The following is a 22,712-nucleotide window of genomic DNA, read 5'->3' on the forward strand; positions in this document are numbered from 1 at the left end:
TTCCTTAGCAAGACGTTCAACAGCCGTTATGCTTCCCTCCTGCAAGGCCGCATTTTTTCGAGCGCCGTCTGGTGTTCCGGCCTACGCGACTGATATGCCTGCGGAATCATCGGCATTTATGTCGACTATCGATAGCGGTGGGTAGCAAGCACAAGAAAGCCCGGATAGAGTCCGTGGCTATAAAGCATCAACGGCGAGGTATGTGATGTCCCGCATGATCCGTTTCCACCAGTTCGGTGATGCCTCGGTACTCAAACTCGAGGAAGTCCCGACCCCGCAACCGGGGCCGGATGAAGTCCTGATCCGCACCCAGGCGCTGGGCGTGAGCTGGCGCGACGTGCTCTGGCGGCAGAACCTGGCGCCCGACCAGGCCCAGCTGCCCGCCGGGATCGGCTACGAACTGGCTGGCGTGGTCGAGGCCGTGGGCGCGAACGTCACCGATCTTGCGCCCGGCATGGCCGTGGCCAGCTTCCCGGCCGATTCGCCGAACCAGTACCCGGCCTGGGGCGACTACGTGGTGATGCCGCGCACCTCGCTGACGCGCTACCCGGACAACCTCACCCCGGTCGAGGCCGCGGTGCACTATACCGGCCTGCTGTACGCCTACTTCGCCCTGGTCGAGCTGGCCAGGCTGCAGCCGGGCCAGCACGTGCTGATCACCGAGGCCGGGCACTGCCTGGCGCCGCAGTCGATCCAGCTGGCCAAGGCGCTGGGTGCCAAGGTCATCGCCACCACCAGCCACGAGAACACCCGCGACTTCATCCGCAGCCTGGGCGCCGACAAGGTGATCTACACCGAGGAGCAGGACCTGGTGCTGGAGGTCGAGCGCTTCACCGACGGCAAGGGCGTGGAAGTGGTCCTGGACCAGTGCGCCGGCCCGCAGATGAAGCTCTTGGGCGACGTCGCCGCGCCGCGCGGCAAGCTGATCCTCTACGGCATCAACGGCGGCAACGATGCCACCTTCCCGGCCTGCGCGGCCTTCAAGAAGCACCTGCAGTTCTACCGCCACTGCGTGCTGGACTTCACCGGCCAGCCGGAAATCGGCCTGACGCGCAACGACGAGGCGGTGCAGCGGGCGCTGCAGGCGATCAACCAGATGACCGCCGACCAACTGCTCAAGCCGAGCATCGACAAGGTCTTCGACTTCGCCAGGTTCCGCGAGGCCAGCAACTACATGGAAAGCTGCCCCAGCGGCGGCCGGGTGGTGATGAAGGTCGCCGACTGACCTGCCGTCCCGCGCAATGCCAGAAGCCACTCCCCGGAGTGGCTTCGGCGTTTCTGCGCACCCGCTTTTCGTAGGAGCGAGCTTGCTCGCGAACAAACCCCGTGCCGAAGCTGTTCGCGAGCAAGCTCGCTCCTACAGGGGAACGGCGTGGGTGGGGCGTAGGGCGAATAACCGTTCGCGGTTATCCGCCGCCATCCGTGCCACCGGGGCGTCCGGCGCGGCCGGTGAATCCAATCGCGGACGGAGTCCGCTCCTACGACCGTGCTTCCTGGAACCCGGCCGCACCCAGCGCAGGATCGGGCAAGCCTGCGCAGGACCGGGCAAGCCACTGGGCGGGCTTTTCCCGTATCGTCGCGGCATTCGGCCGGGGAAGCGCCTAGGCTGAATCCATTCCCACGGAGCGGCCTTGGCTCCGCATTTCCACATCACCCGAACCAAGAGGTGAGCGCCTGATGATCAAGCTGAAACTCAACGGCAAGGACCATGAATTCGACGCGCCCGGGGAAATGCCCCTGCTCTGGGCGCTGCGCGACGTCGCCTTGCTCACCGGCACCAAGTACGGCTGCGGCATGGCCCTGTGCGGGGCCTGCACCGTGCACGTCGACGGCCAGCCCACGCGCTCCTGCGTGACGCCCCTGGCGACGGTGGCCGGCAAGCAGGTCACCACCATCGAGGCGGTGGCCGGGCAACCCGCCGGCAAGGCGGTGCAGGAGGCCTGGCGCAAGCTGGACGTGGTGCAGTGCGGCTACTGCCAGTCCGGCCAGATCATGTCCGCCACGGCGCTGCTGGCCGGCAACAGGAGCCCCAGCGACGCCGACATAGACGCGGCCATGGGCGGCAACATCTGCCGCTGCGCCACCTACGTACGCATCCGCGCGGCCATCCACGAAGCCGCGCAGAACCTGGCCTGAGGAGACTCGACATGGCAGACCTGCAGCAACGAGCCAGCCTCGAGCCGGAAGACGCCGGCAACGGCATCCTCAACCTCAGCCGCCGGCATTTCCTGCGCGGCGCCGGCGGCCTGGCCCTGGGCATCTACTTCGCGCCGCTGCTGGGCCGCTTCGGCGACCCCGAGGCCGCCGCGGCCAAGGCCTTCGAACCCAACGCCTTCGTGCGCATCGCCGCGGACGACACGGTGACGGTGATCGCCAAGCACGTGGAAATGGGGCAGGGCAGCTACACCGGCCTGGCCACCCTGCTGGCCGAGGAGCTGGACGCCGACTGGAGCAAGGTCCGCGTCGAGGGCGCCCCGGCGGACGCCAAGCGCTACGCCAACCTGGCCTTCGGCACCCTGCAGGGCACCGGCGGCAGCAGCGCCATGGCCAACTCCTTCGAGCAGATGCGCAAGGCCGGGGCCACTGCCCGGGCCATGCTGGTAGCCGCCGCGGCGCAGCGATGGAAGGTGCCGGCCGAGCAGATCGAGGTGCACGACGGCGTGGTCGAGCACAAGGCTTCCGGGCACAAGGCCGGGTTCGGCCAGTTGGCCGAGGCGGCGGCCCAACAGCCGGTGCCGGCGGACGTGCAGCTCAAGGCGCGGAAGGATTTCAAGCTGATCGGCCAGGTCAGGCTGCCGCGCAAGGACAGCCAGGACAAGACCGATGGCCAGGCGCGCTTCACCCAGGACGTGCACCTGCCGGACATGCTGGTGGCCGTGGTGGCGCACCCGCCGCGCTTCGGCGGCGTGCCGGGGAAGGTGGACGACAGCAAGGCCAAGGCCGTACCCGGCGTGGTGGCGGTGGTGCAGTACCCGGGCAGCGACTCGCGCTTCGCCGGCGTCGCCGTGCTGGCGAAGAACACCTGGGCCGCGCGCCAGGGCCGTGACGCCCTGCAGGTGGAATGGGACGAGAGCAACGCGTTCCGTCTGGGCAGCGACGAGATCTTCGCCAGGTACCGGGAGCTGGCGGCCAAGCCGGGCGTGGTGGCGCGCAACGAGGGCGACATCGCCAAGGCGCTGGACAAGCCGGCCAGGCTGATCGAGGCCGAGTACCAATTCCCCTACCTGGCCCATGCCTCGATGGAGCCGCTGAACTGCGTGGTCAAACTCTCCGACGGCGCCTGCGAGATCTGGAACGGCGAGCAGTGGCAGACCGGCGACCAGATGGCCGTCGGGCAGTTGCTCGGCATCGCCCCGGAGAAGGTCGCCATCACCCAGCTGTACGCCGGCGGCAGCTTCGGCCGCCGCGCCAATCCGCACTCGGACTACGTGCTGGAGGCCGTCTCCATCGCCAAGGCGGCCCGCGAGCACGGCCACAAGGGCCCGGTGAAGATGGTCTGGACCCGCGAGGACGACACCCGCGGCGGCTACTATCGTCCGGCCTTCCTGCATAGCGCGCGGCTGGCGCTGGATGGCCAGGGCAACCTGGTGGGCTGGCAGCAGCATTTGGTGGGACAGTCGTTCATCGTCGGCACGCCCTTCGAGAAGGTGATGGTCAAGGACGGCATCGACAAGGTGGCGGTGGAAGGCGCGGCGGACCTGCCCTACGCCGTTCCCAACCTGCACGTGGAGCAGACCCTGGTGCCGGAGATCAAGGTGCCCACCCAGTGGTGGCGCTCGGTGGGCCACACCCATACGGCGTACTCCACCGAGACGCTGATCGACGAAGCCGCGGTCGCCGCCGGCAAGGACCCGTACGAGTTCCGCCGCGCGCTGCTGCAGAAGTACCCGCGGCACCTGGGCGTGCTCGACCTGGTGGCCGAAAGGGCCGGCTGGAAGCAGCCGCTGAAGGCCGGCGGGGAAGGCGAGAAGCGCGGCCGCGGGATCGCCGTGCACGAGTCCTTCGGCAGTTTCGTGGCGCAGGTGGTGGAAGTCACGGTGAAGGCCGACAAGAGCTTCAAGGTCGACCGCGTGGTCTGCGCCGTGGACTGCGGCCTGGCGATCAACCCGGACGTGATCCGCGCGCAGATGGAAGGCGGCATCGGCTATGGCCTGGCCATGGCCCTGCACAGCGCCATCACCCTCAAGGAAGGAGTGGTGGAGCAGTCCAACTTCCATGACTTCCAGGTGCTGCGGATCAACGAGATGCCGGCGGTGGAGGTGCACATAGTGCCGTCCAGCGAGGCGCCCACCGGCGTTGGCGAGCCCGGCGTGCCGCCGGCGGCGCCGGCCCTGGCCAATGCCCTGGCGGCGGCCACCGGCAAGCGCATCCGCAACCTGCCGATCGGCAACCAGTTGCAGGCCTGAGGCCGGCAACGACGGCGGCCCGTTTCCTTGTGGGGCGGGCCGTCGCTTTTTTCGCCAGGCGCCCTGGTGGATTCCCTCGATGGCGAATCTCGACCATGGCGATGCGCCGATATTTCCGGCGCGGTCGCGCCAAGGCAGGTATCCTTGTGGGCAGGCGCCCGACCGGGCGCCCCCTTTCTACTGGAGCTGTGACATGACCCGCGACAAGCAACTCTTCCCCGACGACGAGATCGGCGACGCCCTGTGGGCCCTGCAGGAAGATGGCGAGGACCTTTCGTTCGAGCGTGAGGTGGAATTCGCCGTGATCTTCCCGGAAGAGCAGGCGGCGCTGGATTTCGCCATCCTCCTGCTGCAGAACGGCCAGAAGGTGGCCTATTCCGAGTATGACGGCGACCCGGCCAACCCCTGGCAGGTCCTGGCCTACCCGGTGATGGAGCCCACCCACGAGAACATCGGTGGCTACGAGGAGCTGCTGGCCGAGCATTCCGAGCCGCTGGGCGGCAAGACCGACGGCTGGTCGGCGCTCTGAGGCGGGATGGGTAGGAAAAAGCCGGGGCATGTCCCCGGCTTTTTTGTGGGTGGCGAGCGGACGCCATGCCTGCCGGTGGATTGCATGTCCGTAGGGCGAATAACCGTTCGCGGTTATCCGCCGATGGCCGCGCCACCGGGACGTCCGGCATGGCCGGTGAATCCAATCGCGGACGGAGTCCGCTCCTACGACCGTGCTTCCTCGAACCGTAGGAGCAACTGTCTTGCCGGTTGCACCGAAGCGCTCTTCGTAGGATGGGTTGAGCCTTGGCGAAACCCATGCGGCCATGGCGATGGGTATCGCTTCGCTCAACACCATCCTACGGAGCCACAACCCTCTCCGGCGTAGGAGCGGACTCCGTCCGCGATTTGGCGGATAACGCCGTAGGCGTTATGCGCCCTACGGGATGGTGCGGGTGGGGCAATCGCGGACGGAGTCCGCGCCTACGGCGCCGGTTCGCCTTTCTCGGCCACCTGGCGCAGGGCTTTTTCGTAGTAGTCGGCCGATTGCGCGCCGGAGATCAGCTGGCGGCCGTTGATGATCACCGCCGGCACGGCGCGGATGCCGTGGCTGGTGAAGAATTCCTCTTGCTCCATCACTTCGCTGGCGTAGGCGTCGCTGTCGAGGATCTCGCGGGTGCGCACCGGGTCCAGGCCGACGCCGGCGGCCAGGTCCAGCAGTTCCCCGCTGTCGCTGATGTTGCGCCCTTCGCCGAAGTAGGCGTGCAGCAGCGCCTGTTTCAGCGCCAGGTCGCGGCCCTGTTCGGCGGCCCAGTGCAGCAGGCGGTGGGCGTCGAAGGTGTTGTAGATGCGCTGGCGCCTGTGCAGGTCGAAGTGGAAACCGACTTCCTCGCCGAAGTCGCGGATGCGCTTGTGGTTGCTGGCGATGTCCTCGGCGCTGCTGCCGTACTTGCGCTGCAGGTGCTCGACCAGGTCCTCGCCTTCGGCGGCCATGTCGGCATTGAGCTCGAAGGGCTTGATGTGCAGTTCGACGTCGATCTCGCCGTCGACGCGCTGGATGGCTTCCAGCAACCCGGAAAGGCCGATGGCGCACCAGGGGCAGACGACGTCCGAGACGAAATCGAGGGTGATGGCTTCGCGCATGCGGGTGATCTCCGCCTTTGGGTTTCAGGGTTCAAGCATGGACCTTTTTGTGTCGGATGATCCAGCCTTGCGGGGCGATGGGTGCCCCTGTCATCACCTTTGACTTTAGGTTTTATTCATAACTACATGATTTTTAATTGAAATTTATATTCCAGAAATGACTTTAACTTGGGCGCTCTCCTGGCCACCCGAGAGCAGGCTACAGGCCTTGCCCCGCCTGGGATCTGGCCGCCTTGAGGCAGACGGGAAAAGCTACAGCTCTTTCAGTCGTTTCTTGAAGTGTCATTTAACCAATTGATATTCAATTGAAATTTTTCTTTAAAGTATGAATTTCCTTGCTTATCTGAAGATTTTACATTCGAAAAATAATGTAACTATTTGAAAAATAAAAAATTTACCTTTTCGGTTCTGATCTGCTCTTCGAATGAACGCAGGCCGGGCGACGCCACTGGCTCGCCCGGCCGGCACCGACCTCAGGGGCCTCAGAAGTCGACGGTGGCGGACACCCGCAGGGTGCGCGGCTCGCCCTGGGTCAGGTAGCCGCCGATGGTGGAGGCCCAGTAGGCCTCGTTGGCCACGTTCTCCAGGTTGGCGCGCAGGGTCACGTCGCGCTGTTCCACCTTGAAGCGGTAGCGGGCGCCCAGGTCGACGCGGGTCCAGGCCGGGATGCTCAGGTTGTTGGCCTGGTCCAGGTACTGGCCGCCGGTACGCAACAGGCGGCCGTTGACCGCCAGGCCGTCGATGCCGGGCACGTCCCAGTCGGCGCCGAGGTTGTACTGGAACTGTGGCACGCCGATGGCGCGGTTGCCGTCATTGGCGCCGCCGGCGGTGTTGCGCAGCTCGGTGTCGATCCAGGTGGCGCCGGCCAGCAGGCGCAGGCCGTCCAGCGGTTCGCCGAACAGGTTCAGCTCGACGCCGCGGTTGCGCTGCTCGCCGTCGACGCTGAAGACCTTGGTGTCCGGGTCGGTGACGCTGGTGGGCTGTTCGATGCGGTAGAACGCCAGGTTGCCGCCGTAGCTGCCGAAGTCCAGCTTGGCGCCCACCTCGACCTGTTTGGAGCGCTGCGGGGCGAACACCTCGCCGACGTTGACCGCGGTGGAGGGCGCGGTGGGGCCGGCGGCCAGGCCTTCGATGCGGTTGGCGTACAGCGACAGGTAGTCGGTGGGCTTGACCACGATGCCGTACACCGGCGTGGTGATGGATTCGCGGTAGTCGGCGTTGCGCACGCCGGCGTAGCTCCAGCCGTCGGTGCCGATGCTCTGGCGGCGCACGCCGAGGGTCAGCAGTACGCGGTCGTCGAGAAAGCCCAGGGTATCGGAGGCGGCGGCGCTGCGGTTGCGCGTCTTGCCGACGATGCCGGGGTCGTTGTAGTCGCCGCCGGAGAAGGTGGTGGCCGGCTTGGCGACCTGCACGGGGTGGTACAGGTTGGCCGGGAACTTGCTCAGGGCCATGCGGTAGGCGCTGCGCTGTTCGGCCCAGATGCCGGCCAGGCCGAGGTTCATCTGGTGGCTCACCGGGCCGGTGTGGAAGCGGCCGTTGAGGCCGGCCAGGGCGCTCCTGTTGTCTTCGTCGTGGGTGGCGTCCATGGTGCCGCCGCCGGCGCCGCCGTTGTCGTCGCTCAGGGTCAGCGAGGAATAACTGCCGTTCTCGCGGGTGTGCTTGGCGCCGCCGGCGAGGTAGGCCGTCCAGTTGTCGTTGAGGTCGTATTCGCCGCGGAACATGCCGTAGCTGTCTTCCAGCTGCGAGTAGCTCCAGGCCTGGCCGTAGTTGCTGTCGGCGTCGGGGGCGTGGGGGATGCTGGTGACGCCGCTGCCGACGTAGACCACCGGGCGGCCCTGGTTGATGCGCTGCTTCTGGTAGCCGAAGTCGCCGCTCAGGCGCAGGCGCTCGCCGCGGTAGTCGAGGTTGACGCTGGCCAGCTTGTAGCGCTGGGCGTTGTCGTCGATGGCGGTGTCGCCCTCGCGCTGGGCCAGGTTGAGCCGCGCGCCGAAGCGGTTGTCCTCGCCGAAGCGCTGGCCAAGGTCGAGGTGTTCGCCGACCTGGCTGTCGCTGCCGTAGTCCAGGCTCAGGCTGCGGGTGGGGATGTCCTCGGCGTGCTTGGTCTGCAGGTTCACCGCGCCGCCGATGCCGCTGCCGCTGGGCGTCACGCCGTTGATGAAGGCGTTGGGGCCCTTGAACAGCTCGACGCGCTCCAGCGACTCGGTGCCGATGATCTGCCGCGGCGTCACGCCGTACAGGCCGTTGAGCGAGACGTCGTCGGTGCTCAGCGGCAGGCCGCGGATGACGAAGATCTGCGAGAAGTTGCCGTAGCCGTTGCCCTGGCGCACCGCGGCGTCGTTGAGCAGCACGTCGCCGACGGTCTGCGCCTGCTGGTCGCGGATGGTCTGCGCGGTGTAGCTGGAGAAGGCGAAGGGCACGTCCTGCATGTCCTGGTTGCCCAGCATGCCCAGCCGGGCGCCGCGGGCCACCTGGCCGCCGCTGTAGGCCGGCGGCAGCTCGCCGGGGGCCTGGGCCACGGCGCTGACGGTGGTGGCGCCCATTTCCAGGGCCTCGCCGTCCTGGGCGATGGGCTCCACGCCATAGCCGCTAGGCTTGCGGACCAGGCGGTAGCCGCTGCCTTCGAGCAGCCGGCCGAGGCCGTCTTCGGCGTCGTAGCTGCCCTTGAGGCCGTCGCTGTGGCGGGCGTTCAGGGTGGCGGCCTCGAAGGCCAGCGGCACGCCGGCCTGGGCGGCGAAGCGCGCCAGCACCTCGCCCAGCGGGCCGGGGGCGATGTCGTACTGGCGTTGCACGCTGGCGGTCTCCGCGGCCAGGGCGGGCAGGGCGGCGCCGTGCAGGGCCAGGCCGATGGCCAGGGCGAGGGTGTGGGGCTTGAGGCGGAGGCGGGTGGTCATGCGGTGTTCCTGTCGGCGGGAGGTGTGGATGGGTTGTTTCCTCCTTCACCGGACGAGCAGGAAAAAGGTGTCACGGCGGATGAAAATTTTTTCCGGGGCCTCAGGCGGGCTCCAGGGTCACCCAGTAGCGCGTCAGGCGGCTGACCTTCAGTGGCAGCATGTCGGCCAGCAGGCGCAGGCCGGCGTCATCGTTGCCCAGGGGAATGGCGCCGCTGACGCGCAGGCCGGCTAGCTGTGGCGCGCAGCGCAGCACGCCGCTGCGGTAGCGGCCCAGTTCGGCCAGCAGGGCGTCCAGGCGCATGTCCTGGGCCAGCAGCATGCCGTTCTCCCAGCTGCTGGCATTGGCGTCCGCCGGCTGCACGGCCTGCAGGGCACTGGCGCTGAACAGCAGTTGCTGGCCGGCCTCGACCTGGCGGCGCGCGGCGCTGGCGAGGGGCTCCACGGCGACGCTGCCTTCCAGCACGGCCACCCGGCACAGCTCGCCCAGGTCCCGCACCGCGAAGCGCGCGCCGGCGGTGCGCAGCAGGCCCTGGCGGCTTTCCACCAGGAACGGCCGCGGCTCGAGCGCCGGGTCGGCATGGGTGGCGACGAGGATTTCCCCCTCGAGCAGGCGCAGGCGGCGTTCCCGCGGGGTGAAGCGGATGTCCACGGCGCTGCCGGTGTTGAGCGTCAGCAGGCTGCCGTCGGGCAGTTGCACGCGCTTGCGCTCGCCGGTGGCGGTGCGCTGGTCGGCGCTCCATTCGGCCCAGGGCAGCTGGCGCGCCGCCAGCCAGGCCGCGGGCGCCACCGCCAGCAGCAGGCCCAGGCGGTTGAGCATCTGCCGCCGGCTCGGGCCGCGCTCGCCGAGGCGTTGCAGGCTCTGCCGGCCCATGCCCGGGGGCAACTGGTGCAGGCCGCCGAGCAGGCTTTCCGCGCGGCGCCAGGCCTCGGCGTGCTGGGCGCTGCGCCCGCGCCATTGCTCGATGGATTGCTCGATGGCCTGCAGGTCGGCGTCGCTGGCCGGGCGTTCGCCCAGGCGCACCAGCCAGTCGGCGGCTTCGCCGAGGATGCGCGGGTCCAGCGTCTGCTCGTGCATCAGGCCAGGCTCAGGCAGGCGATGAAGGCCGCGCGCATGTAGCGTTTGACGGTCGCCAGGGACAGCCCCAGGCGCTCGGCGATGGCCGGGTAGGTGAGGCCGTCCAGCTGCGAGAGCAGGAAGGCTTCGCGGGTCAGGGGCGGCAGTTCGCCCAGCGCCGCGTCGATGCGCTCCAGGGTTTCCAGGATCAGCTCGCGGGCTTCCGGGCCGGGGGCCTGTTCCCCGGGCAGCGCGGCCAGGGCCTCGAGGTAGGCGCGCTCGATCTCCTGGCGGCGCCAGCGGTCCACCAGCAGCCCCTTGGCGATGTGGGTGAGCAGCGCCCGCGGGCGTTCGCCGATGTCGCCCGGCGGCCGGCGCAGCAGGCGCAGGAAGGTGTCCTGGGCCAGGTCGGCGGCATCCCAGGCGTTGCCCAGGCGGCCGCGCAGCCATTGCTGCAGCCAGCCGTGATGGCGTTCGTAGAGGCTGTGCAGGTGTTGTTCGGCGGAGGGTTCGGCGAATGCCACGGTGTCGTGCGCCAGATGATCATTTGCGAATGAATCTCATTTTATGTCGGTTCCGCCGCGGGGCGCAATGCCACGACGCCGCAGCCGGTCGGCGCGCGTGCCGAGCGCTGCCATCTGCACTGGCATTGCCACGCAGACGCGCTACCTTCAGCCTGTCCCGAATGCAAAATTCGCGGGTTTGCCTTCCTCGGCGGACGGCACCGTCGTTCGCGGTCGAAACCTCAGCCATCCAGAGATACGGAGCAGATCATGGCTCGCACCACGCCCATCGAGCTTTATCGCAACATCGGCATAGTCGCGCACGTGGACGCCGGCAAGACCACCACCACCGAGCGCATCCTGTTCTACACCGGCGTCAACCACAAGATGGGCGAGGTGCACGACGGGGCGGCGACCATGGACTGGATGGTGCAGGAGCAGGAGCGCGGCATCACCATCACCTCGGCGGCCACCACCGCCTTCTGGCAGGGCTCGACCAAGCAGTACCCGCACAAGTACCGCTTCAACATCATCGACACCCCCGGCCACGTCGACTTCACCATCGAGGTGGAGCGCTCGCTGCGCGTGCTCGACGGCGCCGTGGTGGTGTTCAGCGGCGCCGACGGTGTCGAGCCGCAGTCCGAGACGGTGTGGCGCCAGGCCAACAAGTACCACGTGCCGCGCCTGGCCTACGTGAACAAGATGGACCGCCAGGGCGCCGACTTCCTGCGCGTGGTCGAGCAGATCAGGCGCCGCCTGGGCCACGACCCGGTGCCGATCCAGCTGGCCATAGGCGCGGAGGAGAACTTCAACGGGCAGATCGACCTGGTGAAGATGAAGGCCATCTACTGGAACGACGACGACCAGGGCACCAGCTACCGCGAGGAGGAGATTCCCGCCGAGCTGCAGGGCCTGGCCGCGGAATGGCGCGCGCACATGGTCGAGGCCGCCGCCGAGGCCAACGACGAGCTGATGAACAAGTACCTCGAAGGCGAGGAGCTGAGCCAGGAGGAGATCAAGGCCGGCCTGCGCCAGCGCACCCTGGCCAACGAGATCGTCCCGGCGGTGCTGGGCTCCTCGTTCAAGAACAAGGGCGTGCCCCTGGTGCTGGACGCGGTGATCGACTACCTGCCGGCGCCCTCGGAAATCCCGGCGATCAAGGGCACCCACCCGGACGACGAGGAGAAGCACGACGAGCGCCACGCCGACGACAGCGAGCCGTTTTCCTCGCTGGCCTTCAAGATCGCCACCGACCCCTTCGTCGGCACCCTGACCTTCACCCGCGTCTACTCAGGTGTGCTGAGCAGCGGTGACGCCGTGCTCAACTCGGTGAAGGGCAAGAAGGAGCGCGTCGGGCGGATGGTGCAGATGCACGCCAACCAGCGCGAGGAGATCAAGGAGGTGCGCGCCGGCGACATCGCCGCGCTGATCGGCATGAAGGACGTGACCACCGGCGACACCCTGTGCGCCATCGACAAGCCGATCATCCTCGAACGCATGGACTTCCCCGACCCGGTGATCTCGGTGGCGGTGGAGCCCAGGACCAAGGCCGACCAGGAGAAGATGGGCATCGCCCTGTCCAAGCTGGCCCAGGAGGACCCCTCGTTCCGCGTCAAGACCGACGAGGAGACCGGGCAGACCATCATCTCCGGCATGGGCGAGCTGCACCTGGACATTATCGTCGACCGCATGCGCCGCGAGTTCAACGTCGAGGCCAACATCGGCAAGCCGCAGGTGGCCTACCGCGAGGCGATCCGCAGGAAGTGCGAGATCGAGGGCAAGTTCGTCCGCCAGTCCGGCGGCCGCGGCCAGTTCGGCCACTGCTGGATCCGCTTCGAGCCGGGCGACGAGGGCAAGGATGGCCTGGAGTTCCACAACGAGGTCGTCGGTGGGGTGATTCCCCGCGAGTTCATCCCGGCGATCCAGAAGGGCATCGAGGAGCAGATGCACAACGGCGTGCTCGCCGGCTACCCGCTGATCGGCCTGAAGGCGACGGTCTACGACGGCTCCTACCACGACGTCGACTCCAGCGAGATGGCCTTCAAGATCGCCGCCTCCATGGCCACCAAGCAGCTCTCGCAGAAGGGCGGCGCGGTGTTGCTGGAGCCGGTGATGAAGGTCGAGGTGGTGACCCCCGAGGACTACATGGGCGACGTGATGGGCGACCTGAACCGCCGCCGCGGCCTGATCCAGGGCATGGAAGACACCCCGGCGGGCAAGGTGATCCGCGCCGAGGTGCCGCTGGGCGAGATGTTCGGCTACGCCACCGACGTGCGCTCGATGTCCCAGGGCCGCGCCAGCTACTCCATGGAGTTCACCAGGTACGCCGAGGCGCCGGCGAACATCGCCGATGCCATCGTGAAGAAGAACAACGGCTGAGCCCCTGGTGAAAGAAGAACGGCGCCTGCGGGCGCCGTTTTTCATTCGGGGAAGGGGACGAATAGCCGTTCGCGGTTATCCGCCGCCGGCCGTGCCACCAGGGCGTCCGGCGTGGCCGGTGAGTCCAATCGCGGACGGAGTCCGCTCCTACGACCGTGCATCCTGGAACCGTAGGAGCGGACTCTGTCCGCGATTCGGCGGATAACGCCGTAGGCGTTATGCGCCCTACAGGGCCCGGGAGCCTCGTGGTTCCGCACCACACCGAACGGATAACGCAGCGTCAGCCGGCACGTTCGTAGGGCGAATAACCGTTTGCGGTTATCCGCCGTTGGTCGTGCCACCGGAGCGTCCGGCGTGGCGGATGCCAATCGCGGACGGAGTCCGCTCCTACGACCGTGCTTCCTGGAACCGTAGGAGCGGACTCTGTCCGCGATTCGGCGGATAACGCCGTAGGCGTTATGCGCCCTACGGGGGCCCGGGAGCCTCGTGGTTCCGCACCACACCGAACGGATACGCAGCGTCAGCCGGCAAGTTCGTAGGGCGAATAACCGTTCGCGGTTATCCGCCGTTGGCGCCATCAGGACCGGTACAGCATCGGCCTACGCAGGCGCAGGTAGCTGTAGCCCTCGCGGACCATGGCGATGCGTTCCGGCTCGAGGTCGGCGATCAGCAGCTCCCCGGCCTGCCTGGCCCGGGCGATCACCTGGCCGTCCGGGGCCACCACGCAGCTCAGGCCGCAGTATTCCAGCTCGCCTTCGCTGCCCTGGAAGTTGGCGTAGGCGAGGAACACCTGGTTTTCGTAGGCACGGGTGGGCACCAGCACCTGGCAGACGAACTCGTAGGGGTGCATGTTGGCCGTGGGCACCAGCACCAGGTCGGCGCCGGCCAGGGCCAGGGTGCGCACCGCCTCGGGGAACTCGACATCGAAGCAGATCAGCAGGCCGAGCTTCCAGCCGTCCAGCTCGACGATCGCCGGCGGCTCGTCCGAGGGGCTGAACTGGTCGCGGTCGAGGTCGCCGTACAGGTGCGTCTTGCGGTAGTTGGCGCGGCGCTCGCCCTGGCGGTCGATCAACTGGACGCTGTTGAAGGGCGCGCCGTCGGGGTTGCGTTCCGGGTAGCCGTAGAGGATGCCCAGGTCGAATTCCCGGGCGATCCCGGCCACGGTTTCGGCGATGGGGCCGTCGGCGGTTTCGGCCAGGGCGGCGACGCGTTCGGCGCCGATGTTGTAGCCGCTGGCGTACATTTCCGGGCAGACCAGCAGGTCCGCGCTCTGGGCGGCCGCGCGTTGCGCGGCCTCGCGCAGCCGGCGCAGGTTGCCGGGCAGGTCATCGGGCCCCGGAGGGCACTGGTAGAGGGCGAGACGCATGGCGCTTCCTCCTTGGTCAATCGGGCAGGGCCACGGGGCCCAGTTCGGCATAGCGGTCGCCGGGGCCGGGGTTGTCCGGGTGGGTGGCGCCGCCGAAGTGGTGCAGGATGCCCCACACGGCGTTGAGCGAGGTCTGTACCGCGCCTTCGACCCAGGCCGGGGTCCAGGATACATCGTCGCCGGCGATGAAGATGCCGCGCTGCTCGGCGGGCAGCTCGTCCTGCATGAAGTGCGAGTACATGCGGTGGTTGTAGCGGTAGTGGCCGGGCAGGGCGCCCTTGAAGGCGCCGAGGAAGTGCGGGTCGGCCTCCCAGGACACGGTGATGGGGTTGCCGATGACGTGGCTGGCGATGTCCACCTCCGGGTAGACCTTCTTCAGGGCGTCCAGGGCCAGCTGCACGCGCTTCTCCACCGGGTGCGGCAGCATCTTCATGGCGTCGCTCATCCAGGAGTAGGACAGGCAGATCACCCCGGGCTTGTCGTCGCCGTTGTCGAACAGGTAGGTGCCGCGGGTCAGGCGGTCGGTGAGGGTCATGCTCATGACGTCGCGGCCGGTCTGCGGGTCCTTGTCCTTCCAGAAGGGCCGGTCGACCATGACGAAGGTCTTCGACGACTGCATGTAGCGGGTGCGGTCCAGGGCCATCCACATCTTCTGCGAGAACAGCGCTTCCTCGCATTCGATCTGGGTGGTCAGCAGCCAGCTCTGGCAGGTGGTCAGCACCGCGGCGTACTCGCGGGTGTCGCCCCAGTAGTCGGTGACCGCCAGGTTGCCGCTGGCGGCGCGGGCGATCTTCTTCACCCCCGGGCGCGGCGCGCCGTTGTGCAGCTTGGCCAGGGACGTGCCGGCCGGCCAGTGCGCGCACTGTTCCGGCACGTGGTTCCAGATGCCCCGCGGCACCTGCTCGACGCCGCCCACCACCAGGTGCTGGTGGTCGTCGCAGTTGGTCATCACCACGCGGAAGATTTCCAGCATGGAGTTGGGGAAGTCCGAGTCCCAGCCGCCGGTGCCGAAGCCGACCTGGCCGAAGATCTCGCGGTGGTGGAAGGACAGGCGCGAGAAGGCCTTGGAGGTGGCGACGAAGTCATAGAAGGTGCGGTCGTCCCACAGCGGCACCAGCTCGTCCCACAGCGCCTTGAGCTTGGCGGTGTCGCGCGCGCGGATGGCGTCCTGGATCTCGGAGAAGCGCGCACCGTCCTCCAGGGCGTCGGCCCAGGCCTGGGCGACCTCGCGGAAGATCGGCGGCAGGTCGTCGATCTTCTCCGCGTAGTGGCTGGTGCCTTCCAGGTCCACCACGGTACTGCCGGAGGCCGGCGTCAGCGGGTTGGGGAAGGGCTTGGTCTGCAGGCCGAGCTTGTCGACATAGTGGTAGAAGGCCGTGCTGGAGACCGGGAAGCGCATGCCGCCCAGCTCGGCGATGATGCCGTCGGCGCCCTCGAAGGGCTCCGAGCGCAGCCGGCCGCCCAGTTTCGAGGCCTCGTAGACCACCGGTTTCAGGCCCAGCTTCATCAGTTCGTAGGCCGCCACCAGGCCGGCGATGCCGGCGCCGACGATGGCCACTTCCTTGCCATGGTTGTGCGCCGGGATGCTGCCCAGGCCCGCCGGGTGTTCCAGCCAGTCGTCGAAGGCGAAGGGAAAGTCCGGGCCGAAGATGGTCACCGGTTTCTTGCCGGGGGTATGGGGGTGGCGGTTGTCGTGCATTTGTCTCTCCCAACGGTTCTGGCGTGCCTGGCCCTTGTTCCAGCATTGCCCAGGCAGGTGTCTCTTGCACCGCCGCACGCGCTCCGCGGCCGGCCTTCCGATGGATGGCGGGCGCGGAGAGGGCAAGCCTGGCCAGGCTTGTCGGCCGGCCCTGGCGGGCCGGCGCTGGTGCACATGGTGGCAAAGCCGGTCGTTGAAATGAATCCACCAATCTGCAAAATGACGAGCCTATTCAAGGCAATTAAACCGATGGATCAGACAAAATGACGAAAAATGCCGATGCGGCCCTGCTCAACCTCCTGCGCGCCAACGCCCGCGAGTCGGTTTCCGAACTGGCGCGCAAGCTCGGGGTGTCGCGCTCCACGGTGCAGAGCCGGATCGAGCGCCTGGAGCAGCAGGGCATCATCAGCGGTTATTCGATCAAGGTGGCCGACAGCTACGCGCAGTCGCTGGTGCGCGCCCACGTGCTGGTGACCGCGCTGCCCAAGCTGTCGCACCAAGTGGTACAGGCGCTGGAGAAGATCCCCGAGGTGAAGACGCTGCACTCGGTGAGCGGCCAGTTCGACATGATTGCCATCGTCGAAGCCCTGTCGATCCGCGACCTGGATGCCTTGCTCGACCGCATAGGCGCGCTGGATGGCGTGGAGCGCACCATGTCGTCGATCATCCTCTCCACTCGCATCGACCGCTGAGCCCGGCGGCACCAATGGACTCCCGCAATAGCGCCGCATTGGCTATTCGGCGGGCGCGGCGCGGACGCTAAGGTGGGCCCATTCCCGCCACCGGCGGGCCCCACTGGAGAGAACCATGAGTGCACGTATCGAATGGGCCAGGCAGTCCCCGAGGCCTACAAGGCCATGCTCGGCCTGGAACAGGCCCTGGCCGCTTCCGGCCTGGACGACAGCCTGCTGGAGCTGATCCGCCTGCGCGCCTCGCAGATCAACGGCTGCGCCTATTGCGTGAACCTGCACGCCAATGACGCGCGCAAGGCCGGGGAGAGCGAGGCACGCCTGCAGACCCTCTGCGTCTGGCGCGAGACGGACTTTTTCAGCGCCCGCGAGCGCGCCGTGCTGGCCTGGGTGGAAAGCCTCACCCTGCTGGCCGAGAAGCACGCCCCGCAGGCGCAGTTCGACGCCTTGCGCGAGCATTTCAGCGAGGCCGAGATCGTCGGCCTGACCCTGGCCATCGCCACCATCAATGCCTGGAACCGCTTCGGCGTCGGCATGGCCATGGTGCCCTGAGGCAGGGGCCGGGGAGAGGGTTGAAGGCGTCCGTGCGGGCGCCTTTGGCGCTCAAGCAGAGCGGCCGGGGGCAAGTCAAGCGAAACGAGCGCAGGGATGAGATCGTTTCGGCATCGACCTTATAGGAAAACGGTCAATGGGCGCGTCAAGATATTGCTAGCTTTACAACTTGAAGCGCCAAGTTTCTGTTTTATAAAGTTTTTCAAAAAAATGGCGCCAAGGAAGGGAGCATGCTTGAAGCCGCGTCGAAGCGACGTCGTCTGCTGGTGGTCGATCCGTGTGACGACTGCCAGCGATTATTACCCGGACTCCGGGCAGCAGGGTGGGAGGTAGACAGTTGCGGGCTCGACGTGGCGAGCGAACACAACTGCGACGTCGGCCTGCTGCGCCTGCATCCGCAACACCTGGAGCGCCCGGAATCGGTGAAGGACCTCATCACCCGCAGCGGCACCGAGTGGATCGCGGTGCTCAGCCCGGACGCATTGCCCATCCAGGAGGTGGGCGATTTCGTCTGCGAATGGTTCTTCGACTTCCACACCCTGCCGTTCGACGTGGCGCGGGTGCAGGTCACCCTCGGCCGCGCCTTCGGCATGGCGCGCCTGCGCGGGCGCGGCGGCACCTACCACAGCCTGGAGCACCAGCACGAGCTGCTCGGCGAAAGCCGCTCGATGCAGGAGCTGCGCCGCCTGCTGGCGAAGTTCGCGCCCACCGAGTCGCCGGTGCTGATCCGGGGCGAGAGCGGCACCGGCAAGGAGCTGGTGGCGCGCACCCTGCACCGCCAGTCGCGGCGGGCCAACCGGCCGTTCATCGCGATCAACTGCGGGGCCATCCCCGAGCACCTGATCCAGTCCGAGCTGTTCGGCCACGAGAAGGGCGCCTTCACCGGCGCGCACCAGCGCAAGATCGGCCGCTTCGAACAGGCCAACGGCGGCACCCTGTTCCTCGACGAGATCGGCGACCTGCCCCTGGAGCTGCAGGCCAACCTGCTGCGGGTGCTGCAGGAGAAACAGATCGAGCGCGTTGGCGGCAGCCAGCCCATCGCCGTGGACGTGCGGGTGCTGGCGGCCACCCACCTGGACCTGGAGAACGCCATCCGCACCGGCGGCTTCCGCGAGGACCTGTACTACCGCCTGAACGTGCTGCAGGTGTCCACTTTGCCGCTGCGCGAGCGCAATGGCGACCTGGCGCTGCTGGCCAACCATTTTGCCCACCTTTATAGCGTCGAGACCGGCCGCCGCCCGCGGCGCTTCAGCGACGACGCGCTGGCGGCGATGGCCGAGCACGCCTGGCCGGGCAACGTGCGCGAGTTGGCCAACCGCGTGCGCCGCGGCCTGGTGCTGGCCGAAGGAAGGCAGATCGAGGCCCGCGACCTGGGCCTGGAGCGTCAGCGCGGCGGTTCCGGCAAGGTGCCGCTGGTGACCCTGGAGGAGTACAAGCTGGGCGCCGAGCGCCAGGCCATGTGCGACGCCCTGGCCCGCCACGGCGACAACCTGAGCCTGGCGGCGCGCATGCTGGGCATCTCGCGGCCGACCTTCTACCGCCTGCTGCACAAGCACCAGCTGCGCTGAGTGCCACGCCGTAACGACAACGGCCCCTCTCGGGGCCGTTGTCGTGTGCGGGGGATCAGAAGTAGTAGGGGAATTTGACGCTGAAGCTGAAGTCCGGGGCATCGGGGCTGATGCCGATGGACAGGTTCGGCACTATGGTCAGGTTGTTGCTCCAGGCGTAGGTCAGGCCCCAGTTGAAGTAGGCGGCGTTGGCGTCGCTGTCGGTGATCGACTGCCAGTCGCCGCCGTCGGGTTTGAGCTTGCTCTTCTGCGCGATCAGGTCGGAGAAGGAGAACGACATGCTGGTCTTCTCGTTCAGTGCGAAGGCCACGCCGGCACCGACCTGGAACCAGTCGCCCAGGTCCACCTTGCCGCCGAGCTTGGTGCCCTGCTGCGGGCTGATGTCGCTGAAGTCGCGCTCGAAGTTGTGGGTGTAGCTCAGGCTGGCGAAGAGCACCGCCGGGTCGACGGTCTTGACCAGCGACAGGCCCGGGGTGATCGACCAGACGCCGTTGCCGGTGGGCAGGTCGTCGGGCACGTTGAGGCTGTCGTTGTCCGGTGCGCGGACCAGCTTGATGCCGTACGGGTCCTTGCCGGTGGGGGCTTTCACCCGCAGGCTGAACACCGCGTCCGGGCGCGACTCGGTCTCGTCCATGAACTTGTAGGCGATGCCGACGTTGACGTCGCCCAGAGTCGGGTCGCGGTCGACCTTCTCGTCGGTGGACTGCGCCGTGGAGTTGCCGGCGCCGGCCGAGGAGTAGGTGCTTTCGCGATAGACCACGGGCACGTTGATGTCGAACTGCCAACGGTTGTTCCAGTTGTAGCGGCCGGTCAGGTCCAGGGTCCAGTTGTCGGCCTTGATGTTGTCCACGCCGATGTTGCCCAGGAAGATGGTGTCCAGCGCCAGGAAGCCGTTGAGGATCAGCTGCTTGGTGTCGTAGTGGGTGTAGGTCAGGCCCGTCTCGAAGCTGAAGGCGCCGTTGCCGAAGAAGCCGCTGGCCTCGTCGTAGAGGTTCTCCACGCTTTTGGGCGGGTTGTTGCTGTCGTCCTTGAGCGATTCGCCGTAGGAGCTTCCGGTGCCCGGCGGCGTCGGCTTGTTGGTGGAGGTGACCAGGCGCTTGGGCTGCGCCGGGGTCGCCGGCTGTTCCTCGACCTGGCGAACCCGCTGCTCGAGCACCATGAGCGCCTTCTGCTGCGACTCATAGCGTTGCTTGAGCTCGATGAGCTCCTGTTTCAGAGCCTCCACCTCGGCCTCCGTCGCAGCATGGACGAAGGCCGAGGGGAGCAAAGCGGATACACAGATTGCGGTGCGAAGCGAGAGCGATCGGTGCATGGCGCGCTATCCCTATCTTTATCGTTGGGGCACTGCTTCCGCCACTGAGCGTAGATCACATTCCCATGGATCGCAGGCCCTTGAGCTGGTCGAGATTGCAATCCAGCGCTCCGACGGAAGGTGCGTTGTTACGCAGGACCACGTTCAGCTGGGTAAGGTTGTTGACCAGGTTGCTGCTACCCAGCAGGTTGGTGGCCTGCACCAGGCCGCCGGCCCCCAGTTGCTGGAGGCTGGAGCCTTGGCCGTTGGCGTTGATCGCCAACTGGATGTTCCCCTTGCCGGGGGAGACGGTGACGGTGCCGGCGCCGTTGCTGGCGCTGATCTGGCCGTTCAGGGGCGTGCCCTGGTTGCTGGCGGCGGGCGCCTGGTCGGCTTCGCTCACGTTGATGCCGACGTTGTTGTAGGCGGTGTTGTAGTCACCCGCGGAGCGTGCGCTCTGGGTGACGCCCTGGGTCTGGTTGAGCCCTGCGCCACCGACGATGCTGCCGGTCGCGGCCGAGGATGTGCCGCCGTTGCCGGTTTCGTTGGTGGTGGTGACGTAGAACTGCGGTTTGATGGTGGATTCCTGGATCTGCATGCTCACCTTGGCGCCGATGTTGTCGCCTACGGCGTTCTTCCAGGTACTGCTCATGACGATGCCGAAGCTGATGATGCGCCCGGGCATGACGTAGCGGCCGCGCAACTGGGCCAGCTCCTGGTCGTGCAACTCGATCGGCCGGAACACCTCGGCGGCCTGGATCGGCAGGCTGGCCACCAGGCAGGCGGTGGCGAGCATCGGAATGGTTCTCATCGTTCGCTCCCCGAGAGGATCCCACCCCTCGTTATCGTTTGTGGCTCACAGGAAGTCGCTCTGGATGAATCCGAAATCCATGAGCTCCGCGTCCTTGACGGGGCGGAAGGTATCGAGGCGGTTCTTGGCGGTCAGCGGTTCCGGCGGGCTCATCAGGGCGTTTGCCCTGTCATAGCCGGGGCCGATGATGGCGAAGATGATGCCGTTCCAACCCTTGAGAAAATCTTCTTCCTTGTAGCGCTTGTGGCCGAGCACGGGGTCGCCCACGTAGACGTAGCCGTTGTGCGTGCGCTGCAGCACGACGAAGTGCTTGTAGCCACGCACGTCCAGCAGCACGATCACCGGAATGGTCAGTTTCTCCAGCGAGGAGATCGGGATGCGGTAGCCGCGGGCCCGCATGCCGATGCTTTCCAGGTAGGTCTTCATGTCCAGCATCGAGAAGCCCTGGGTCCGTACCAGTTGGGGGTCGGCCTTGACCAGCATGCCGCGGATGACGAACTCCTCGTCCACGTCGAGGTTGTAGCCGGTGCGCAGGATGGTGGCCAGGGCGGCGGCGCCGCAACTGAAGTCGGTCTTCTGTTCCACCAGGTTGCTGAAGCGACGTTCGCGGATGCTCTCCACATGCTTATAGGCCAGCATGCCCCCGGGCAGTATGGCGAAGGGCAGCTGCGCGGCCTGGATCAGGCCCGAGCAGAATGCGAGTAGCAGGAAAGCGAGCGTACGCATGATCGTGACGCCTTATGCCAGCGCTGGGAAAAGGGGAGGCTCCGTTGCCGGAGCCTCCAGGTACAGCACGATGTCGCTTAGAAACCAGTGACTGCGCCAGTGCTTACGCAAGCCTGGCAACCGGCGGCGATGGACAGCGAGTTGCTCTGTTGGTTGCCGACGCCGGCGGCAACGTTCACACCTACGTTACCCGACACGCCGTTGAGCGAGTTGTTGATGGAAGCGTTGTTGACGACCGGGTCCTTCCAGCCGGTGGGAACCAGGACCTGATAGGTAGCCTGGCCACGCAGATCGATGGTGCCCGACTCGCTGAAGTACAGCGGATCCTTGTCCACCTTGCCGTGGTCCTTGCCTTTGTTGTCATAGCTGTTGTGATGGCCACCTTTTTCCGGGTCATCCAGTACTACGCCCGAGCCATGGCCCTGATAGGTGCCATGAGCGTAGAAGCTGGACTTGAGGGTCTTGGTGTCGTAGGTGGCGATGCCCAGGTTGGCGACGTTGTTGCCACTGGAAGTCTGGCTGGCGCCGCTGTTGGCACCGGCCAGGCGCCCACCGGAAACGGCGGCGGCCATGTCGTTTTTCTGTTGGTTGTAGTTGCCGGCGGCGATGTTGATGCCGACGTTGCCCGAGGCGCCGTTGGCCGAGCTGTTCAGAGCGGCGTTGTTGGCGGTGGAGAAGTTCCAGGCAGTGTTGCCGGTGTTGGTCTGGGTCACCGAAGTGGACGCATAGGCGGAACCGAAGATGAAGTGTTCATCCGCGGTGGCCAGCGCGGCGGCATTGGCCTGCTGGTTCATGTCGCCAGCGGCGACGTTGGCCCCGACGTTGCCCGAAGCGCCGCCCAGGGAGTTGCTGACACCTGCGGTGTTCTTGGTCCCCTGGTTGATCACGTTGTTGCTGTAGCTGTTCTGGCTGTCGGTAACGGTGGCGCTGGCGCCGGCCTGGATGCGCGGGTCCTTGTACGGATCGTACTGCTGTTGGCCATGGTGGTTGTCATGGTCATGGCCGTGGCGACGGTCACGATCATGGTCATTGCCTGCGTAAACACTTACAGCCATGACTGCCGTGACAGCGAAAACCAGAGGCTTGAGGGCCATTGTAGGTTTCATGGTGTATCTCCTTGCATTTAGTGTGCTTAGTGTTTCTGG

At 66.9% G+C, this 22,712-nt stretch carries 17 protein-coding genes and 1 pseudogene; 8 read left to right on the top strand and 10 right to left on the bottom strand.

Annotated features, from left to right (window positions below; genetic code table 11):
* Nucleotides 1–205: 205 nt before the first annotated feature.
* The 4 genes from PKO50_RS14560 to PKO50_RS14575 all read left to right on the top strand — a co-directional run bounded on the left by PKO50_RS14560 (nt 206) and on the right by PKO50_RS14575 (nt 4,935).
* Nucleotides 206–1,225, top strand: a complete 1,020-nt coding sequence (locus PKO50_RS14560; protein ID WP_275630125.1) for a zinc-dependent alcohol dehydrogenase family protein — start codon at nt 206–208, stop codon at nt 1,223–1,225.
* Nucleotides 1,226–1,677: 452 nt separating this feature from the next.
* A complete protein-coding gene (locus tag PKO50_RS14565) occupies nt 1,678–2,136 on the top strand; it encodes a (2Fe-2S)-binding protein (protein WP_109934002.1) in 459 nt (152 codons plus the stop codon).
* An 11-nt stretch (nt 2,137–2,147) separates the two neighbouring features.
* Nucleotides 2,148–4,406: a xanthine dehydrogenase family protein molybdopterin-binding subunit gene (locus PKO50_RS14570; RefSeq protein WP_275630126.1), complete on the top strand. Its 2,259-nt coding sequence runs from the start codon at nt 2,148–2,150 to the stop codon at nt 4,404–4,406.
* Nucleotides 4,407–4,599: 193 nt separating this feature from the next.
* Complete coding sequence (locus tag PKO50_RS14575; RefSeq protein WP_089392137.1) at nt 4,600–4,935, top strand: ribonuclease E inhibitor RraB; 336 nt, start codon at nt 4,600–4,602, stop codon at nt 4,933–4,935.
* Nucleotides 4,936–5,378: 443 nt separating this feature from the next.
* Here PKO50_RS14575 and PKO50_RS14580 read toward each other — a convergent pair whose 3' ends face one another.
* The 4 genes from PKO50_RS14580 to PKO50_RS14595 all read right to left on the bottom strand — a co-directional run bounded on the left by PKO50_RS14580 (nt 5,379) and on the right by PKO50_RS14595 (nt 10,507).
* Nucleotides 5,379–6,038, bottom strand: coding sequence for a DsbA family oxidoreductase (locus tag PKO50_RS14580; RefSeq protein WP_109934000.1), 660 nt, complete (start codon nt 6,036–6,038; stop codon nt 5,379–5,381).
* A 482-nt stretch (nt 6,039–6,520) separates the two neighbouring features.
* Nucleotides 6,521–8,929, bottom strand: a complete 2,409-nt coding sequence (locus tag PKO50_RS14585) for a TonB-dependent receptor (protein WP_275630127.1) — start codon at nt 8,927–8,929, stop codon at nt 6,521–6,523.
* Nucleotides 8,930–9,029: 100 nt separating this feature from the next.
* Complete coding sequence (locus tag PKO50_RS14590; protein WP_275630128.1) at nt 9,030–10,004, bottom strand: FecR domain-containing protein; 975 nt, start codon at nt 10,002–10,004, stop codon at nt 9,030–9,032.
* Nucleotides 10,004–10,507: a sigma-70 family RNA polymerase sigma factor gene (locus PKO50_RS14595; protein WP_089392141.1), complete on the bottom strand. Its 504-nt coding sequence runs from the start codon at nt 10,505–10,507 to the stop codon at nt 10,004–10,006. Before PKO50_RS14595 ends, PKO50_RS14590 begins: the two co-directional genes overlap by 1 nt.
* A 249-nt stretch (nt 10,508–10,756) precedes the next feature.
* Between PKO50_RS14595 and fusA the strand changes: the two genes are divergently transcribed.
* Nucleotides 10,757–12,865 (top strand): elongation factor G, encoded by a 2,109-nt coding sequence (fusA, locus tag PKO50_RS14600; protein WP_109933997.1) that lies wholly within the window; start codon nt 10,757–10,759, stop codon nt 12,863–12,865.
* 577 nt (nt 12,866–13,442) lie between these two features.
* On the opposite strand, the gene PKO50_RS14605 is transcribed toward fusA, so the two are convergent.
* Nucleotides 13,443–14,231 (bottom strand): carbon-nitrogen hydrolase family protein, encoded by a 789-nt coding sequence (locus tag PKO50_RS14605; protein ID WP_275630129.1) that lies wholly within the window; start codon nt 14,229–14,231, stop codon nt 13,443–13,445.
* Between the two features lie 16 nt (nt 14,232–14,247).
* On the bottom strand, nt 14,248–15,930 hold the full coding sequence (locus PKO50_RS14610; RefSeq protein ID WP_275630130.1) for an NAD(P)/FAD-dependent oxidoreductase: 1,683 nt from the start codon (nt 15,928–15,930) through the stop codon (nt 14,248–14,250).
* Between the two features lie 263 nt (nt 15,931–16,193).
* On the opposite strand from PKO50_RS14610, the gene PKO50_RS14615 reads away from it, so the two are divergent.
* From PKO50_RS14615 to PKO50_RS14625, 3 genes and pseudogenes are all read left to right on the top strand, one after another.
* Nucleotides 16,194–16,622 (top strand): Lrp/AsnC family transcriptional regulator, encoded by a 429-nt coding sequence (locus PKO50_RS14615; protein WP_109936655.1) that lies wholly within the window; start codon nt 16,194–16,196, stop codon nt 16,620–16,622.
* Nucleotides 16,623–16,737: 115 nt separating this feature from the next.
* Nucleotides 16,738–17,171: pseudogene (locus PKO50_RS14620) on the top strand (carboxymuconolactone decarboxylase family protein).
* Nucleotides 17,172–17,401: 230 nt separating this feature from the next.
* Nucleotides 17,402–18,739 carry a sigma-54 dependent transcriptional regulator gene (locus PKO50_RS14625; protein ID WP_089392146.1) on the top strand — a complete coding sequence of 446 codons (1,338 nt, stop codon included), beginning with the start codon at nt 17,402–17,404 and terminating at the stop codon, nt 18,737–18,739.
* A gap of 55 nt (nt 18,740–18,794) precedes the next feature.
* Here the strand turns inward: PKO50_RS14625 and PKO50_RS14630 are convergent, their stop codons facing one another.
* From PKO50_RS14630 to PKO50_RS14645, 4 genes are all read right to left on the bottom strand, one after another.
* Complete coding sequence (locus PKO50_RS14630) at nt 18,795–20,051, bottom strand: hypothetical protein (protein WP_275630131.1); 1,257 nt, start codon at nt 20,049–20,051, stop codon at nt 18,795–18,797.
* Nucleotides 20,052–20,106: 55 nt separating this feature from the next.
* Entirely contained in the window at nt 20,107–20,841 is a 735-nt protein-coding gene (locus PKO50_RS14635) for a hypothetical protein (RefSeq protein WP_275630132.1), read from the bottom strand.
* Between the two features lie 45 nt (nt 20,842–20,886).
* A complete protein-coding gene (locus tag PKO50_RS14640; protein ID WP_109936659.1) occupies nt 20,887–21,567 on the bottom strand; it encodes a C39 family peptidase in 681 nt (226 codons plus the stop codon).
* 77 nt (nt 21,568–21,644) lie between these two features.
* Entirely contained in the window at nt 21,645–22,673 is a 1,029-nt protein-coding gene (locus tag PKO50_RS14645) for a heme utilization protein (RefSeq protein WP_275630133.1), read from the bottom strand.
* Nucleotides 22,674–22,712: the final 39 nt, after the last annotated feature.

Origin of the sequence: Pseudomonas sp. 273 (assembly GCF_029201425.1) — a bacterium.
Classification (GTDB): Bacteria; Pseudomonadota; Gammaproteobacteria; order Pseudomonadales; family Pseudomonadaceae; genus Pseudomonas; species Pseudomonas delhiensis.

Excerpts from the sequence above, each read along its gene's own strand:
- PKO50_RS14560 (WP_275630125.1), top strand. The coding sequence starts at position 206 with ATGTCCCGCATGATCCGTTTCCACCAGTTCGGTGATGCCTCGGTACTC.
- PKO50_RS14565 (WP_109934002.1), top strand. The coding sequence starts at position 1,678 with ATGATCAAGCTGAAACTCAACGGCAAGGACCATGAATTCGACGCGCCC.
- PKO50_RS14570 (WP_275630126.1), top strand. The coding sequence starts at position 2,148 with ATGGCAGACCTGCAGCAACGAGCCAGCCTCGAGCCGGAAGACGCCGGC.
- PKO50_RS14575 (WP_089392137.1), top strand. The coding sequence starts at position 4,600 with ATGACCCGCGACAAGCAACTCTTCCCCGACGACGAGATCGGCGACGCC.
- PKO50_RS14580 (WP_109934000.1), bottom strand. The coding sequence starts at position 6,038 with ATGCGCGAAGCCATCACCCTCGATTTCGTCTCGGACGTCGTCTGCCCC.
- PKO50_RS14585 (WP_275630127.1), bottom strand. The coding sequence starts at position 8,929 with ATGACCACCCGCCTCCGCCTCAAGCCCCACACCCTCGCCCTGGCCATC.
- PKO50_RS14590 (WP_275630128.1), bottom strand. The coding sequence starts at position 10,004 with ATGCACGAGCAGACGCTGGACCCGCGCATCCTCGGCGAAGCCGCCGAC.
- fusA (WP_109933997.1), top strand. The coding sequence starts at position 10,757 with ATGGCTCGCACCACGCCCATCGAGCTTTATCGCAACATCGGCATAGTC.
- PKO50_RS14605 (WP_275630129.1), bottom strand. The coding sequence starts at position 14,231 with ATGCGTCTCGCCCTCTACCAGTGCCCTCCGGGGCCCGATGACCTGCCC.
- PKO50_RS14610 (WP_275630130.1), bottom strand. The coding sequence starts at position 15,930 with ATGCACGACAACCGCCACCCCCATACCCCCGGCAAGAAACCGGTGACC.
- PKO50_RS14615 (WP_109936655.1), top strand. The coding sequence starts at position 16,194 with ATGACGAAAAATGCCGATGCGGCCCTGCTCAACCTCCTGCGCGCCAAC.
- PKO50_RS14625 (WP_089392146.1), top strand. The coding sequence starts at position 17,402 with ATGCTTGAAGCCGCGTCGAAGCGACGTCGTCTGCTGGTGGTCGATCCG.
- PKO50_RS14630 (WP_275630131.1), bottom strand. The coding sequence starts at position 20,051 with ATGCACCGATCGCTCTCGCTTCGCACCGCAATCTGTGTATCCGCTTTG.
- PKO50_RS14635 (WP_275630132.1), bottom strand. The coding sequence starts at position 20,841 with ATGAGAACCATTCCGATGCTCGCCACCGCCTGCCTGGTGGCCAGCCTG.
- PKO50_RS14640 (WP_109936659.1), bottom strand. The coding sequence starts at position 21,567 with ATGCGTACGCTCGCTTTCCTGCTACTCGCATTCTGCTCGGGCCTGATC.
- PKO50_RS14645 (WP_275630133.1), bottom strand. The coding sequence starts at position 22,673 with ATGAAACCTACAATGGCCCTCAAGCCTCTGGTTTTCGCTGTCACGGCA.